The 15,788-nt window shown below is 63.1% G+C and carries 14 protein-coding genes and 1 tRNA gene; 6 read left to right on the forward strand and 9 right to left on the reverse strand.

From position 1 onward, the window contains the following. Positions 1-90: 90 nt before the first annotated feature. The 4 genes from serA (OVA12_RS06255) to OVA12_RS06270 form a co-directional block, all read right to left on the reverse strand. Positions 91-1,677 (reverse strand): phosphoglycerate dehydrogenase, encoded by a 1,587-nt coding sequence (gene serA, locus OVA12_RS06255; protein WP_268135475.1) that lies wholly within the window; start codon positions 1,675-1,677, stop codon positions 91-93. A gap of 141 nt (positions 1,678-1,818) precedes the next feature. After that, positions 1,819-2,991: a phosphoserine transaminase gene (locus OVA12_RS06260; RefSeq protein WP_268135478.1), complete on the reverse strand. Its 1,173-nt coding sequence runs from the start codon at positions 2,989-2,991 to the stop codon at positions 1,819-1,821. Positions 2,992-3,495: 504 nt separating this feature from the next. After that, positions 3,496-4,515 carry a ketol-acid reductoisomerase gene (gene ilvC / locus OVA12_RS06265; protein WP_268135480.1) on the reverse strand — a complete coding sequence of 340 codons (1,020 nt, stop codon included), beginning with the start codon at positions 4,513-4,515 and terminating at the stop codon, positions 3,496-3,498. A 66-nt stretch (positions 4,516-4,581) separates the two neighbouring features. After that, positions 4,582-5,250: a TetR/AcrR family transcriptional regulator gene (locus OVA12_RS06270; RefSeq protein ID WP_106753035.1), complete on the reverse strand. Its 669-nt coding sequence runs from the start codon at positions 5,248-5,250 to the stop codon at positions 4,582-4,584. Between the two features lie 394 nt (positions 5,251-5,644). On the opposite strand from OVA12_RS06270, the gene OVA12_RS06275 reads away from it, so the two are divergent. From OVA12_RS06275 to OVA12_RS06295, 5 genes are all read left to right on the forward strand, one after another. After that, complete coding sequence (locus tag OVA12_RS06275; protein WP_268135482.1) at positions 5,645-6,238, forward strand: DJ-1/PfpI family protein; 594 nt, start codon at positions 5,645-5,647, stop codon at positions 6,236-6,238. A 237-nt stretch (positions 6,239-6,475) separates the two neighbouring features. Continuing rightward, positions 6,476-6,853, forward strand: a complete 378-nt coding sequence (locus OVA12_RS06280; protein WP_268135484.1) for a ribbon-helix-helix domain-containing protein — start codon at positions 6,476-6,478, stop codon at positions 6,851-6,853. 47 nt (positions 6,854-6,900) lie between these two features. Next, on the forward strand, positions 6,901-7,278 hold the full coding sequence (locus tag OVA12_RS06285) for a hypothetical protein (RefSeq protein WP_268135487.1): 378 nt from the start codon (positions 6,901-6,903) through the stop codon (positions 7,276-7,278). 94 nt (positions 7,279-7,372) lie between these two features. Further along, entirely contained in the window at positions 7,373-7,816 is a 444-nt protein-coding gene (locus tag OVA12_RS06290) for a hypothetical protein (RefSeq protein ID WP_268135490.1), read from the forward strand. 16 nt (positions 7,817-7,832) lie between these two features. After that, positions 7,833-8,201 carry a DUF4087 domain-containing protein gene (locus OVA12_RS06295; protein ID WP_268135493.1) on the forward strand — a complete coding sequence of 123 codons (369 nt, stop codon included), beginning with the start codon at positions 7,833-7,835 and terminating at the stop codon, positions 8,199-8,201. Positions 8,202-8,239: 38 nt separating this feature from the next. Here the strand turns inward: OVA12_RS06295 and OVA12_RS06300 are convergent, their stop codons facing one another. From OVA12_RS06300 to OVA12_RS06320, 5 genes are all read right to left on the reverse strand, one after another. Further along, the gene (locus OVA12_RS06300) at positions 8,240-10,015 is read right to left on the reverse strand and encodes a GSCFA domain-containing protein (RefSeq protein ID WP_268135495.1); all 1,776 of its coding nucleotides are present in this window, start codon (positions 10,013-10,015) and stop codon (positions 8,240-8,242) included. 96 nt (positions 10,016-10,111) lie between these two features. After that, positions 10,112-10,861, reverse strand: coding sequence for a pyridoxine 5'-phosphate synthase (locus OVA12_RS06305; protein ID WP_268135497.1), 750 nt, complete (start codon positions 10,859-10,861; stop codon positions 10,112-10,114). Positions 10,862-10,979: 118 nt separating this feature from the next. Further along, entirely contained in the window at positions 10,980-12,224 is a 1,245-nt protein-coding gene (serA, locus tag OVA12_RS06310) for a phosphoglycerate dehydrogenase (protein ID WP_268135499.1), read from the reverse strand. Positions 12,225-12,489: 265 nt separating this feature from the next. Beyond that, positions 12,490-13,062: an acetolactate synthase small subunit gene (gene ilvN / locus OVA12_RS06315; protein WP_106753030.1), complete on the reverse strand. Its 573-nt coding sequence runs from the start codon at positions 13,060-13,062 to the stop codon at positions 12,490-12,492. A gap of 12 nt (positions 13,063-13,074) precedes the next feature. Further along, positions 13,075-14,850, reverse strand: coding sequence for an acetolactate synthase 3 large subunit (locus OVA12_RS06320; RefSeq protein ID WP_268135502.1), 1,776 nt, complete (start codon positions 14,848-14,850; stop codon positions 13,075-13,077). 550 nt (positions 14,851-15,400) lie between these two features. Between OVA12_RS06320 and OVA12_RS06325 the strand changes: the two genes are divergently transcribed. Next, positions 15,401-15,476 (forward strand) — tRNA-Lys (locus OVA12_RS06325). Positions 15,477-15,788: the final 312 nt, after the last annotated feature.

A 15,788-nucleotide genomic window follows, 5' to 3' on the forward strand; every position in this document is an offset into this window, starting at 1 on the left:
CATTTTCAGGCTGTTGACAGCATTCGGGCGGCAACCGGAGAACCGGTCACCGCCCGATCAGGCATGTCAGCGATCACGCCTTGGGAGAGCTCAGAAGCGCAGGGACTTGACCTGCTTGACCATCGGCAGGGCAGAGATTGCGGCAAGTGTTGCTGCAGGCACCTCGCCGTCGACCTCAAGCAGCGCAATCGCATCCCCGCCCGGCTCGGTGCGGCCGAGGTTGAATGTGGCGATGTTGATGCCGGCATCGCCTAGAAGGCTGCCAAACTTGCCGATGAAGCCCGGCTTGTCCTCATTGGTGATGTAGACCATGTGCGGACCGACGCCCGCTTCCATGTTGATGCCCTTCACCTGGATGATGCGCGGCTTGCCATCGCCGAACACGGTGCCGGCGACCGACCGCTCCTGCCGGTCGGTGACGACGGTGAGGCGGATGTAGGTTTCATAGGCCCCGGTCTGGCCACGGCGCACTTCCTCAACCTGGATGTTGCGATCGCGGGCGATGGAGGGGGCCGAGACCATGTTGACGGTCTGCAGCAGCGGCGTCAGCACGCCGGTCAGGGCGGCAGCTGTGAGGGCACGGGTGTTCATGTCTGCCACAGCACCGGCATATTCGAGGCGCACGGCCTTGATGCCGGTCTCCGTCAGCTGGCCGGCGAAGGAGCCAAGCTGTTCGGCAAGACGCACGAATGGCACCAGACGCGGGGCTTCCTCGGCCGTAATCGAGGGCATGTTGAGGGCGTTGGTGACGGCGCCGGCCACAAGATAGTCCGAGATCTGCTCGGCCACCTGCAGCGCGACATTCTCCTGGGCTTCCGTGGTCGAGGCGCCCAGATGCGGCGTGCAGACCATGTTGGGCGCGCCGAACAGCACGTTCTCCTTGGCCGGCTCCTCGACGAAGACGTCGAAGGCCGCGCCGGCCACATGGCCGCTGTCGAGGGCCGCGCGCAGGGCGTGCTCGTCGACGAGACCGCCACGGGCGCAGTTGATCAGATAGACCCCGCGCTTGGTCTTCTGCAGGGCATCGGCAGAGATGATGCTGCGCGTCTTCTCGGTCAGCGGCGTGTGCAGCGAGATGAAGTCGGCGCGGGCGAGCAGCGCGTCCAGATCGACCTTCTCGACGCCGAGATCCAGGGCCCGCTCTCCCGTCAGGAACGGATCGTAGGCGATCACCTTCATCTTCAGGCCGATGGCGCGCTCGGCGACAATCGAGCCAATGTTGCCGCAGCCAATGAGGCCGAGCACCTTGCCGGTGATTTCGACACCCATGAAGCGGGTCTTTTCCCACTTGCCGGCCTGGGTCGAGGCATTGGCTTCGGGGATCTGACGGGCGACGGAGAACATCATCGCGATTGCATGTTCCGCCGTGGTGATGGCGTTGCCGAAGGGCGTGTTCATCACGATGATGCCCTTGGCGGTGGCCGCCGGAATGTCGACATTGTCGACGCCGATGCCGGCCCGGCCGATCACCTTCAGGTTGGTGGCCGCCGCGATGACCTTCTCGGTCACCTTGGTGGCGGAGCGGATGGCAAGGCCGTCATACTGGCCGATCACGGCGAGCAGCGCGTCCTTGTCCTTGCCGAGTTCGGGGCGGAAGTCGACCTCGACCCCGCGCGACTTGAAGATCTGGATGGCAGCGTCGGACAATTGGTCCGAAATGAGAACTCTGGGAGCCATGACGGTTCTGTCTCCTGCGACCGGGAGCTACGCCAGCGCCTCGATGAGGGCTTGGCGTTCAGGCTCAACCGGCGATGAGGTTGCAAGAGGCTGCCGGGTAGGCCGGCAGCCGGAGTTGCGAAAACAAGGCGGGCGAGTGCCTCAGGCTGCGATCTGCAGCTTGGCCTTCTGGATCTCGAAGGCCCAGTCGAGCCAGGGCAGCAGCGCTGCTACGCTCGCCGGATCGACCGTGGCGCCGCACCAGATGCGGAAACCCGTCGGCGCATCGCGGTAGGAGCCGATGTCATAGGCAACGCCCTCGGCCTCCAGCGCCGCGACCATCGCCTTGGCGAAGGCAGCCTGTCCTGCTTCATCAAGCGCAGTGACAGCCGGATCGACGATCTTGAGGCAGACGGAGGTGTTGGACCGGGTTGCCGGATCGACCGCCAGGAAGTCGACCCAGGAGGTGCGACCGACCCAGCCAGTGATCTGCGCCGTGCTTTCGTTGGCGCGGGCGATCAGACCCTCGAGGCCGCCGATGGACGAGGCCCACTCCAGCGCGTCGATATAGTCCTCGACGCAGAGCATCGACGGGGTGTTGATCGTCTCGCCCTTGAAGATGCCTTCGTTGATCTTGCCCTTGGAGGTGAGGCGGAAGATCTTCGGCATCGGCCAGGCCGGGGTGTAGCTCTCCAGCCGTTCGACGGCGCGCGGGCTGAGGATCAGCATGCCATGCGCGCCTTCGCCGCCGAGTGCCTTCTGCCAGGAGAAGGTGACGACATCGAGCTTGGAGAAATCCATGTTCTGGGCAAAGGCCGAGGAGGTGGCGTCGCAGATGGTGAGGCCTTCACGGTCGGCCGGGATCCAGTCGGCGTTCGGCACGCGCACGCCGGAGGTGGTGCCGTTCCAGGTGAAGACGACATCGCTACTGAAATCGACCTGCGACAGGTCCGGCAGCTCGCCGTAAGGGGCATCAAGCACGCGCGCGTCGAGCTTCAGCTGCTTGACCACATCGGTCACCCAGGTGGCACCGAAGCTTTCCCAGGCGAGCATGTCGACGCCGCGGGCGCCGAGAAGCGACCACAGCGCCATCTCGACCGCGCCGGTGTCCGAGGCCGGAACGATCCCGATGCGGTAGTCCGCCGGAACCTTCAGCACGTCGCGGGTCATGGTGATGGCGAGTTCAAGCCGGCTCTTGCCGATCTTGGCGCGGTGGGAGCGGCCAAGCGACGTCGTGGCAAGCGCGGCGGCGGACCAGCCGGGGCGCTTGGCGCAAGGACCAGACGAAAAATGGGGATTGGCCGGGCGGAGCGCCGGCTTTGCAGTCGCAGTCATGTAGCTACCCTCTCAGATAGGTGCCCCTCGTTGGGGAGGGGTGTCCCACGGATGGTGGTACTGGCTACGGCGCGGAACGTCAAGGTTAAACGCCGCGACTGCGACATATTCGCAAAGCTGCGCGGCTACGAACGCGGCATTGGCTGCCGAAAAAGCGACATGAGCGCAAGAAAGAAACGTTGTCTCGCATGGGCTTGCCGGATGATGGGGCAGACCGGGTGAGCGGGAGGCTGGAAAACAAAACCGCCCGCCGCTGGGCGGCTGTCAGACTGCTGGCAAACCCTCTGTTGGCATCCCGGACGAGAGCGAAGCGGAGATCCAGGACCGGAGAGCCAAGGTTTCTCCGGGCTTAACTCATTGAATTATATAGGCCTGGACTCTCCGGTCCCGGCTCGGCGCTGCGCTTGGCCGGGATGACGACGGTGAGGTGGCGGTCTGTCATCAAAAAAACGGCCCGCCGTGGGGCGGGCCGTTCGTGCGTTTCCCGAAACGGGAACTGCGGGATCAGTTGCGGGTCTTGTCGACCAGCGCGCCCTTCTTGATCCACGGCATCATGCCGCGCAGCTTGGCGCCGACTTCCTCGATCTGGTGCGCGTCGTTCAGGCGGCGGGTTGCCTTGAACTTGGCGGCGCCAGCGCGGTATTCCTGCATCCAGTCGGAGGTGAACTTGCCGGTCTGGATGTCCTTGAGGACGCGCTTCATCTCTTCCTTGGTCTCGGAGGTGACGATGCGCGGGCCGGTGACATACTCGCCCCACTCGGCGGTGTTGGAGATCGAGTAGTTCATGTTGGCAATGCCGCCCTCGTAGATGAGGTCGACGATGAGCTTCACTTCGTGCAGGCACTCGAAGTAGGCCATTTCCGGCGCGTAGCCGGCTTCAACCAGGGTCTCGAAGCCAGCGCGGATCAGCTCGACGAGGCCGCCGCACAGAACGGCCTGCTCGCCGAACAGGTCGGTTTCGCACTCTTCCTTGAAGGTGGTCTCGATGATGCCCGAACGGCCGCCGCCGACGCCGCAGGCGTAGGACAGGCCGAGGTCAAGGGCATTGCCCGAAGCGTTCTGGTGAACGGCCACGAGGCACGGCACGCCGCCGCCCTTCTCGTATTCGCCGCGCACGGTGTGGCCCGGGCCCTTCGGCGCGACCATCAGCACGTCGACGGTGGACTTCGGCTCGATCAGGCCGAAATGGACGTTGAGGCCATGGGCGAAGGCAATGGCGGCGCCGTCGCGGATGTTGGCTTCGATGTGGTCCTTGTAGATATCGGCCTGCAGCTCGTCCGGGGTGGCCATCATCATCAGGTCGGCCCAGGCGGCCGCGTCGGCGACGCTCATGACCTTCAGGCCGTCAGCTTCGACCTTCTTGGCGGTGGTGGAGCCGGGGCGCAGGGCAACGACGATGTCCTTGCAGCCGCTGTCCTTCAGGTTCAGCGCATGGGCGCGGCCCTGCGAGCCGTAACCGATGATGGCGACTTTCTTGGACTTGATCAGGTTGAGATCAGCATCACGATCGTAATAAACGCGCATGGGTCTTCCTTTCTCCCTATTGCGGATCGAGAGGTCATGCCGTGGCACCGGCATGGCCCCCGTCTTTCACTTTCCTCCGCCAGCGAGCGGCGCATCGGCGCCGAACAGGCGGTAGAACCGGTCCACCGCCAGGCTTGCCTGACGGTCTACATCCAGATCCTTCGTGCGCGGCTTGTCGCCGAGGAGCTGGCGGATATGCTGGTCGCGGACGGCCAGGCCATAGAGCACCTGATAGGCCTCCTCCGCGTCTTCAAACTTCAGGAAACCCCGGAACCGGCCAGCCTCGAGCAGGGCACGGGCGCGGGTGGAAATCGTGTACTTGCCACGCAGCAGCAGCAGGCGGCCAAGGCGGGCATCCTCGCGGTTGGATTGCCCAATCGCCAGCCGGTTGAGCGCCAGCGAGGTTTCGCCGGTCAGAACGCCCAGAAGCTCGTGCACGAAGGCGGTCAGGTGGCTGCGGAACGTGACCGCGTCGGTCGCCGCGCCTTCGGAGGCAAAATGCACCTTGCTGGCCTGGTAGGAGACAACGGCAGCCAGCAGGCCGTCGCGGTCGCCGAACCACTTGTAGAGGCTTTCCTTGGAGCAGTTGGCGCTGCGGGCAAGACCTGCCGTGGTCAGTGCCTTTTCGCCGCCTTCAACGAGCAGCTTCAGCGCGCATTCCAGCACGGCCTGCTGGCGCGGGGTGAAGGCCTCGGCCTCATCCGGCAAGCTGTCGTGTAGGGCTGTGTGCGCCACCGCGAACTCCTCTTCAATGTGTACCGTACCGTACGGTTCATGCTTCTAGGGCAGGATGGACCGGCTCGTCAAGGGGGCAAGCAACGAAACGCTGGGGCATTGAAATGACGGATCCGACCGCTCAGAGACCCTCAGTTGTCTTCCCGGACGTAGCGAAGCGGAGATCCGGGACCGGAGAGCCAAGGTCTCACAGGTTTTAGCTTATGGACACATCGGTACCTCGACTCTCCGGTCCCGGCTCGGCGCTGCGCTTGGCCGGGATGACGCAGGTGAGGGGAATGTCTGTCGGCTGTCCGTTCGATCAAAAAGGACGCTGTAGTAGTGCCATAATACCCGTGGGCCGCGCGGTTTTGCTAGGGTTTGCGCCTACCGCTTTCAGCCCAGGGAGGACAGCATGGCGGCCAAGAAGATCCTGATGATCACCGGCGATTTCACGGAAGATTACGAAACCATGGTGCCGTTCCAGGCCCTGATGGCCGTTGGCCATACGGTGCATGCGGTATGCCCGGGCAAGAAGGCTGGACAGACGGTGGCCACGTCGATCCATGATTTCGAGGGCGACCAGACCTACACGGAAAAGCGCGGGCACAACTTCACGCTCAACGCGACCTTCGCCGACATCAATCCGGCAGACTATGACGCGCTGGTGATCCCCGGTGGCCGAGCCCCGGAATACCTGCGTCTCGATGCGGCGGTGCTGGCGGCAGTCCGGCACTTCTTCGAGGCCGATAAGCCGGTGGCGGCCATCTGCCACGGAGCGCAGCTTCTGTCGGCCGCGCGTGTCATCGAAGGGCGGACGGTTTCGGCCTATCCGGCCTGCCGGCCCGAGGTGGAGCTGGCCGGTGGCACCTATGCCGATATCGCCATCGATGGCGCGGTGACGGACGGAAATCTTGTCACCGCCCCGGCCTGGCCGGCCCATCCCGCCTGGCTCGCCCAGTTCATGACGGCCATGGCGGCCGCCGACACGGCCCGCCAGGCTGCCTGAGACGGCAGAACCAGCGAGGGGCGCGCCATTGGGTGCGCCTCTAACTGGTGGTTATGCGACTGGGTCACCCCGGCTCTCGCGATGCTTGGCCGGGGTGACACGGAACACGAACCTGAGACTTGCGGCCTCGTCCGCCAGATCCAGCCGGCGTCCTGGCGCGGCATTCGGCTCGACAATGAGGCCGCTTTCGTTCCTGATGAGGGACAGGGGGCGGCTTTGATCCTGGGGAGGATACCGATGTGCAAGCTGTTCATCAGCGCGGACCCGCAGCTTTGGGAGAGCACCACGCGGTCGCTGCGGATCGATGGCATGGTCACGAGCGTCCGGCTGGAGACGTTCTTCTGGACCGTGCTTGAGGAAATTGCCGGACGCGACGGGATGAACGTGGTTCAGCTGATCACGCGTCTGCATCACGAATCGATCGACGCCGGGCATGACCTTGGCAACTTCACATCGTTCCTGCGTGTATGCTGTGGCCGCTATCTGGCCTTGCAGCTCAGCGGCCACGTGCCTCTTGATCGGCGCATTCCCATTTCAGGCATTGAACCTGAAGCGGTGTTCAAAACGGAAAGAGGGCGTATTCCTCTCGACAAAGGGGGATTGCGCGAACACTAGGATCTGCGGTTCTGTCCTGTGTCTTTCTTGGGCGGGAGCGCGGACCTATGCATACCCTTCTTCTCATCGCAGCTTGCCTTGCGGTTCTTTTGGCGGCGGCACACAGTCTTCTCGGTGAACGGCTTGTCTTTGCCCGGCTTGCGCAGCGGCAGGCCCCAGGAAGCGCAGACCGTATGCCGGACCGCCACTACGCGGCGCTCCGCACCACCTGGCATCTGACGTCCCTGCTGGGTCTCGGATTTGCCGGGGTGCTGTTCCAACTGGCGGGGGACGACGTTCCTGATCCGCGCTTGCTGTTGCTGATCACCCTGCTTTTTATCGCGGCCTCGGTTTACTGGATCTGGGGTACGCGCGGGCGGCACCCGGGCTGGATTGTCATGGTCATGATCGCGATCTGCACAGCCTGGCAACTCGCGATCTCCTGACCGGGACGATCCGAAGTCGCCCCTGTTTTTGTCAAGATTAGCCCGCGACGTTCAGATAGGGTCTGACACGCATCAGACGCGGAGTTGAACGTAGATGAAACGTATCGTGTTTGCGCTCGCAGTATGCGTCAGCGCCCTTTGGCCGTTGTCCAGTCAGGCGGCGAGCGAGGAAGAGATCTACGCCGAAGTCGAGAACCTTCTCGGCGACGCGGCCGGGCTTGATCCGTTCCTCAACGAGCTGCGCCGGGCACTGGTGACCGGAACGGCCAAGGACGTCGCAAAGCTGACCGCCTTCCCGCTGCCGGTGAACAACAACGGCACATCCTTTGATGTCAAATCGGCCAAGGAGTTCGAGAAGAACTATGCGCGGCTGATCACCAAGGCGACCAAGGAGCTGGTCGCGTCCGCCGACTATACGGAGCTGTTCGTCTCGTCTGACGGCGTATCCATCGGCAATGGCGCGGTCTGGATTGCGCCGGTGTGTGACAACCAGTCCTGCAGCAAGAGCCATTGGGCTCTGGTGTCCGTGAACAACTGAAAACCGGAGAGCTGACATGCGCCGACTGCTTCTTGCCGCCCTGCCGCTTTGCCTTGCCTTCACCGCTGCCGAGGCCGCGCCGGAGAACCGCTGCGGTTGGGTCGTCAATCCGACGCCGGGCAACTGGTGGCTGACCGACCGCGACGGCGACTGGATCCTGGCCACCCAAGGCTCGGACCGGGAAGCGCTGGGCATGGAAAACATCGGCGACATTTCCGCCGGGGACTACAAGGCCGTCAACGGCAACTATGGTTACGCCTGCGGCTGCATGAAGGTCGAAACCGAGGTGTCGGGCGGCCAAAGGCACATCACGGCGGTCTATTCCTTCAAGCAGGGCAAACTGGCCCAATGCTCCAAGGACAAGACCCTGCCACCCGTCGAGTGAATTGACTGAAATACCGGCTGCCCTGTCCTGCGGCACCGTCAGGTCAGGGCAAACTGCCGGACCAGCTGGCGTGCGATTTCCTCGTAATAGGCCGGGCTGCCGTGAAGCCAGTCGTCCGTGTTGCCGGCCTTGAGTTTTTCCGAGATGAAACGGTCCTGGAAGCCGATGATCGTGATGTGGTCCCTCGCATTGTAGACGTCGCAGCCGAGCTCCCGGTAGACTTTCTCGGACAGCTTTTCATAGATAGCCCAGAGTTTCGTGTCCTGATAGCCGGCCAGATGCTGGGTTGGTGGGTCGGTCACGACGATGGTGCGAAATCCGAGATTGACGAATTTCTTGATGAGAACCATCTTTTCGCGATTTTCTTGCAGAAAATACTGAAAGAAAAGGTCATTCGTCAGCTTGCTGTTGTGTTCCTTCTGCAGCCAAGTCGACAGGAAGGCGACTGTTCTGTGGGTCTGCTGGCCGATGTTTGTGAGGACCGTCTTCTGGCCGCCTGTGTCCGTGCGGGGCGATGCGAGGAAGGGCAGGGTGTCGCGCCAGCGGCTGCGCGCCAGGGCGTTCTCCAGCGGCACCCAGAGTTCCTCCTCGTCCAGATGCAGCTCGTTGGATGTCCAGGCCTTGCCGTTCATGATCATGCCCCCGGCGTGAGCGATGCCCAGTGCCCGGAAGGCGGTTGAAAGATGGCCCATGTGGCTGTCGCCGATCAGGCAGACGGAAGCGCCCGCTGCGTTGGAGGCGTCCGGTGCCCAGCTTTCCAGACGCACGTCATCGCAGAGGATCTCGTCCGCTTCCCGGTCGTCCGTCCTGGTTACACCGGATGCCGCTCTGGCCGGCTCGAGTTTGGCCACTTCCTCTGCGCTCGACGCTCCGATCCCAGCGCTGAATTGCGCCATGACATGGGCGACCCCATCGGGGGTGACGGTGCGCATGTTGGTGTCAAAGAAGCGGCCGCGACCGGGAAAGGCCGAAATGAGCTCGTAGGAGGGGAAGTAGTCCACCCCGTCCATCGAGTGGGCGAGATCGCCTGCGACGGCGCGCAGCACCGATTTCGAATAAGTCGTGGCACTGACCACATGTTCGTCGCTTGCGGTTGCGGTCAGCGGCACGGGCGAGACGGTCAGAAGGATTTTCAGATCCGGATTGGCGGACCGGGCGAGTGCAATGGCCTGCGCCATGTCCTCCCGGACCTCATGGTAGCTCTGGTTCCAGAAGCTGGTGGTTGCCGGATCGAATGTGCCGCGAACTGTGCCTGGGCACATCGGATAGACGTGACCATCGCGATGCCGCCAGGATTCCGTCAGGCCGAGCGTGAAGATGAAAAGATCGGCTTGCCCAAGGCCCTCGCGGATGGCGGTGAGCGTTTCTGTCTGTGCGGCCGCGACTGCCTGCACACTGTCCAGTCCGTTCGCCGGAAGCATTGGCCGCAGCAGATCAAAGAAGCGCCCGTCTTCCTCGGCAACGTCCAGAATTGGCGCGCGGCTCGTCAGCGCCAGTTCCAGCCATTGCCGCAGGAGCGCGGCCGTATAGATGTTGCCAGTGCGGAAGGAGAAGACGCCGTACTGCCCATCCTGTCGCGCCTCCCGCGGGAGGTCGTCACCGGCGGGCTCCGTGTCGACCCAGGTGTAACCATTGGCGACCAGCCAGCGGCTGATGTGCTGCGCGAAACAGGATCCGGCTGTCAGGATCCGGGTCTGCGGCGAGATCGGAAAGCGGGGCCGCCACAGGTCCGGATAACTCACATTCCCGTCCTGCCAGTGCAGCCCGGTCTTCCAGAACCCGGACGGGGGCAGCTGCGTGTAAGGATGCGTCATAGCCTCTGCCCACTCGCTGGAATCGACAGCAAAAGGCTAGGGCAAATCAGGCCAACCGGCAAACCGGTTGGCCCATCCTCAAGCAGTCCTGAACAGTCAGATCTCGCCCATCGACCTGCGGAAGCGGCGGACGCTTTCGGCGAAGCCGTGGATCAGGGCGTCGGCGGTAAAGCCGTGTCCGATCGACATTTCGCGGATGAAGGGCGCACGCTTGATCAGAGCGGGGATGTTCTCGACGGTGAGGTCATGACCGGCGTTGACACCAAGGCCGGCAGCACGGGCGGCTTCCGCGGTCGCGACGATCTTGTCCAGTTCGCGCTGGGCAGCGGCCTCATTGTCGTAGCAGCCGCCATAGGGGCCGGTGTAGATCTCGATCCGCTCGGCGCCGATCGCAGCGGCTTCCGCAGCCAGTGCCGGGTCCGGATCCAGGAACAGGGAGACAGTCACGGCCGCGTCGCGCGCAGCGGTAATGGCTTCCTTCAGCAGCGCCTTGCTGGCCGGGTCAAAGCGCCAGCCGTGGTCGGAGGTCTGCTGGTCCGCCGCATCCGGCACGAACAGCACCTGGTCTGGCCGCGCCTTCTCGACGAGGTCAAGGAAGTCAGGCGAGGGGTAGCCTTCCAGGCACAGTTCCTTGTGCGGGAACTGGTCCTCGATCAGTTCGGCAAGCTCGAAGACGTCTGTCTTGCGGATATGGCGCTCGTCGGGGCGCGGATGAACGGTAATGCCCTTTGCGCCAGCCTCCAGAGCGATGGCCGCAAGGCCGGTGACGCTCGGCCAGGGCAGGTCCCGGCGATTGCGCAGCATGGCGATGGCATTCACATTCACGGACAGGCGCGAGGCGATCATGGGCGGGATTTCCGAAAAACAAGACGGGAAGGGGCAGCCAACAGACTGCCCCTTTGCCTAGCGTGACGAAATTCCCGGTGCTGTCAACCGCTTCCCTGTGCTTGCCGATGAGGCAATTTCACACGCGGTTGAGCAGGCGGGCGCGAACGGTTCCCGGGAGCTGGCGGATTTCCTCAAGGATCTCGACGCTGTTCTCCACCTTGCCATCGACATCGAGCACCACGTAGCCGGTTTCCTGAACCGTCTGCATGTACTGGGCGTGGATGTTGAGGTTGTGGCGCGCGAACAGGTCGTTCAGGGCGCGCATGGCGCCTGGCACATTGCGGTGCACCTGAATGAAGCGGGTTGCATCGGTGCCGCGCGGCAGCTGGACCTGCGGGAAGTTGACCGCGCCGAGTGTCGAGCCGACGTCGGAGTATTCGACCAGACGGCGGGAAACTTCCTCGCCGATGCGCTCCTGTGCCTCTTCGGTGGAGCCGCCGACATGCGGCGTCAGGATGACATTGGGCAGGCCGCGCAGCGGGCTGATGAACTCGTCCGAATTGCCCTTGGGCTCGCTCGGGAACACGTCGATCGCAGCGCCGGCAATGTGCTTTGACGTCAGCGCTGCCGTCAGGGCGTCGATGTCGATCACCTTGCCGCGTGCGTTGTTGATCAGGAAGCTGCCGGGCTTCATTTTCGCCAGCTGCTCGGCGCGGATCATGTTGCGCGTCTCGGCAGTGTCGGGGACATGCAGCGAGACCACATCCGAGCGGCTCAGCAACTCGTCCAGCGTGTCGACCGGCATGGCGTTGCCGTGTCGCAGCTTGTCGGTCTTGTCGTAGTAGATGACCGTCATGCCAACGGCTTCGGCCAGAACCGCCAGCTGCGAGCCGATGTTGCCATAGCCGACGATGCCAAGGGTCTTGCCACGGACTTCGCGGGACCCGGCAGCCGTCTTCATCCAGCGCCCGGCATGGGCAGCCGTCGACTTTTCGAACACGCCGCGCATCAGCATTACGATTTCGGCAATCGTCAGCTCTGCGACGGATCGCGTGTTGGAGAAGGGGGCGTTGAACACCGGGATACCCCGCTCGCGTGCAGCGGACAGGTCAACCTGGTTGGTGCCGACCGAGAAGCAGCCGATGGCAACCAGCGTGCCGGCCGCCTCGATCACGTCGCGCGTCAGCTGGGTGCGCGAGCGGATACCCACCACATGCACGCCCTTCAGCGCCTCGATCAGGGCATCCTTGTCGAGAGCCTTGGTCAGCATCTCGACGTTTTCGTAGCCGCTGGCGTCCAGAACGTCCTTGGCCGTGGAGGCGATGCCTTCCAGCAGCAGCCAGCGGATCTGGTTCTTCGGGCGGGACAAAACGTTGCTCATGGGCATCTGCCTTCCTGGTGGGACCGTCATGGTCAGCGTTCGGATGTGGCGCGGCGGGGGGCGGGAGGGCGCCCGGCCGGAGTCGGAGCTTCCTATATTGCCTCTGCCGCCATCCGTCTACCTGACTTCGGATCTACAACGCGCGATGCCGGAAACGGGCTTGCGGGCAGCGGACAACCATGGGCCGAACACGAAAACGCCCGCCGGCGGCAACTGCGCTGGCGGGCGTTGAAAGGCGTCAAGGCATTGAGCCGACGGACTTTTCTTACAGGCTTTCCGGTCCGCGCTGGACGGCGGCCACCCCGGTGCGGGAGACTTCTACAAGGCCAAGCGGCTTCATGATCTGGATGAACTGCTCGATCTTGGAGGTGCGGCCCGTGATTTCGAAGACGAAATGCTCGGTCGTCGCATCGATCACGGTTGCGCGGAACGCATCGGCAAGGCGCAGGGCCTCCAGACGCTTTTCGCCATGGCCTGCGACCTTCACCAGCGCCAGCTCCCGCTCCAGCGGGGCGTCGATGCTGTTGAGGCGGGCCTGAACCGTCAGGTCGGTGACGCGGTGCACCGGGACCAGCCGGTCAAGCTGGTGGCGGATCTGCTCGATCACCATCGGCGTGCCGGTCGTGACGATGGTGATCCGCGAAAGGTGCGCCTCGTGTTCGGTTTCCGAGACGGTCAGGCTGTCGATGTTGTAGCCGCGACCTGAGAAAAGGCCGATGACCCGGGCCAGCACGCCAGGCTCGTTATCAACCAGCAGCGATAGGGTATGGGTCTCGGTCTTGTCGCTGACTTCGGCCATGAAATAGGCCGAAGGCGCGTTGACGTTCTGTGCGTTCATGTGTCTCGCTCCTCAGACCAGCGCCTTGCCTTCGGCGGAAATGGCGTTGGCGACGGCTTCGTCGTTGGCCTCATCCGGAAGCAGCATTTCGTTATGGGCCTTGCCCGACGGAATCATCGGGAAGCAGTTGGCAAGATTTGCCACACGGCAATCGAACAGCACCGGACGGTTGACCGCGATCATCTCGAGGATGGCGTCATCCAGTTCGCCCGGCTTGTCGACGCGGAAGCCGACGCCGCCATAGGCCTCAGCCAGCTTCACGAAGTCCGGCAGGCTTTCCATGTAGGAGTGCGACAGGCGGTTGCCATGCAACAGCTGCTGCCACTGACGCACCATGCCCATGTACTGGTTGTTCAGGATGAAGATCTTGATCGGCAGGCCGAACTGCACCGCCGTCGACATTTCCTGCATGTTCATCAGGACGGAAGCATCACCAGCCACGCAGACGCAGAGCGCATCCGGATGTGCGACCTGTGCGCCGAGAATGGCGGGCAGGCCGTAGCCCATGGTGCCAAGGCCGCCGGAGGTGAGCCAGTGGTTCGGCGATTCAAAGCCGAGATACTGGGCTGCCCACATCTGATGTTGGCCGACTTCGGTCGAGATATAGGTGTCGCGGCCCTTGGTGAGCGCGGCGAGGCGCTGCAGGGCGTACTGCGGCATGATGACGTCGCTGTTCGGCGTGTAGGCAAGGCAGTTGCGCGCGCGCCAGAGGTTGATCTGGCCCCACCAGGCCTTCATGGCCGAAGGATCGGCCTTGTTGCCGGAGGTCCGCCAGAGGCGAACGAGATCTTCCAGGACATGACCGACGTCGCCGATGATCGGCACGTCGACCTTGACGATCTTGTTGATCGACGACGGGTCGATGTCGATGTGGATCTTGCGGGCGTTCGGTGCAAAGGCATCGATGCGGCCGGTGATGCGGTCGTCGAAGCGTGCACCGATGCAGATCATGACGTCGCAATCATGCATCGCCATGTTGGCTTCGTAGGTGCCGTGCATGCCAAGCATGCCGAGCCAGTTCTCGCCCGAGGCCGGATAGGCGCCGAGGCCCATCAAGGTCGAGGTGATCGGGAAGCCGGTGAGCTGGACAAGTTCGCGCAGCAGGATGCTGGCCTGCGGGCCGGAATTGATGACGCCGCCGCCGGTGTAGAACACAGGCTTCTTGGCGTTTGCCATCAGTTCGATCGCATGACGGATCGCGGTGATGTCACCCTTGACCTGCGGCCGGTAGCTCTTGTGCGCTGCAGCCGGGGTCGCCGTCGGGCCCTGGTAAATGCCCTTGGCGAACTGCACATCCTTGGGGATGTCGATGACGACCGGACCCGGACGGCCCGAGGTCGCAACATAGAAGGCTTCGTGCAGGATGCGCGGCAGGTCGTTGACGTTGCGGACCAGCCAGTTGTGCTTGGTGCAGTTGCGCGTGATGCCGACGGTGTCGCATTCCTGGAAGGCGTCCGTGCCGATCAGATGCGTCGGAACCTGGCCGGTCAGGCAGACGAGCGGAATGGAATCGAGCATCGCATCGGTCAGCGCGGTGACCATGTTGGTCGCGCCAGGACCGGAGGTGACGAGAACAACGCCCGGCTTGCCGGTCGAGCGCGCATAGCCTTCGGCCGCATGGCCTGCGCCCTGCTCGTGACGGACCAGAATGTGCTGGATGTCGTCCTGCTGGATGATCTCGTCATAGATCGGCAGCACAGCGCCGCCGGGATAGCCGAAGACATGTTGAACACCCTGGTCTTTCAGCGCCTGGAGCACCATTTCGGCTCCGGTCATCTCCCGTGTCATCGCATCATTTCCTTAGCGTTTGGCCCCTGGATGGGGCTGGCGATCGTGGCTTGGAGGATTTGCGGGGGGCTGGAACGAAAAAGGGCTCCGAAGGAGCCCTGTCTGCGCGCCAACCCGTTCCGAACGGATCAAACCGTTCCGGCGGCGCGCGTCCCTACTACCAGAATCAGACTTGCCATCTCGAGCAACCTGCTGCCAGCTCCATCCCCCGACCCGCATATCGGGCCGATCAGGACGAGATCGTTTCTCTCTTGCCCGCGGCACCTGAACCAGACAGCCACACAAGCGATTGCGCCGCACACTAGTCGCGGCCCGGACGGAGGTCAAGATCAAATTCTGAAAGTTTCGCAAATCCGGCATCTGCTTGCCGAATGTTGCGTGACGCATTGCTACCTCAAACATTCCCCATCGTCCTCAATGGCTTGAAAAGTTTCCCACAGCTTCGACGGCTCACCACAAAAACTTCATCGAAGGGGGTTGCCAGAGGAAAGGGGCATGGGTATAAGCCGCTCATCCGACGCGGACGGCACGTTCGATCCGGCGGCGAGATGGGTGTATAGCTCAGTTGGTAGAGCATCTGACTCTTAATCAGACGGTCCAAGGTTCGAATCCTTGTGCACCCACCATCTCCTTCTAAAGATGTGAAGAGCGCCGATTGGCGCTAGGGCAGGGTGGCGAAAGCCGCCTTTTTTGTTGTCTGCGCTCTCGCTTTCGCTTGATGTTTTGGCGAGGTGAAGCGCAGCGGCCAGATACCGGCTGATCTGTGCATCGGGGCACCCACCTGCGGAGCCATTGTCTCGCCGCTCTTTCGCGGTCCCGGTCTGAGAAGTCGCTCCTGCAACCTCCATACAACTAGATCTGATCCGGTCAGGACAGGTTTCCTGAGCTGCGCCAAGGTTTGCCTTGCGGGGTGATTGTTATTCTGGGTTGTGTCGAGC

The sequence above is a fragment of the Pannonibacter sp. SL95 genome, from assembly GCF_026672425.1.
In the GTDB taxonomy this organism is placed as follows: Bacteria; Pseudomonadota; Alphaproteobacteria; order Rhizobiales; family Stappiaceae; genus Pannonibacter.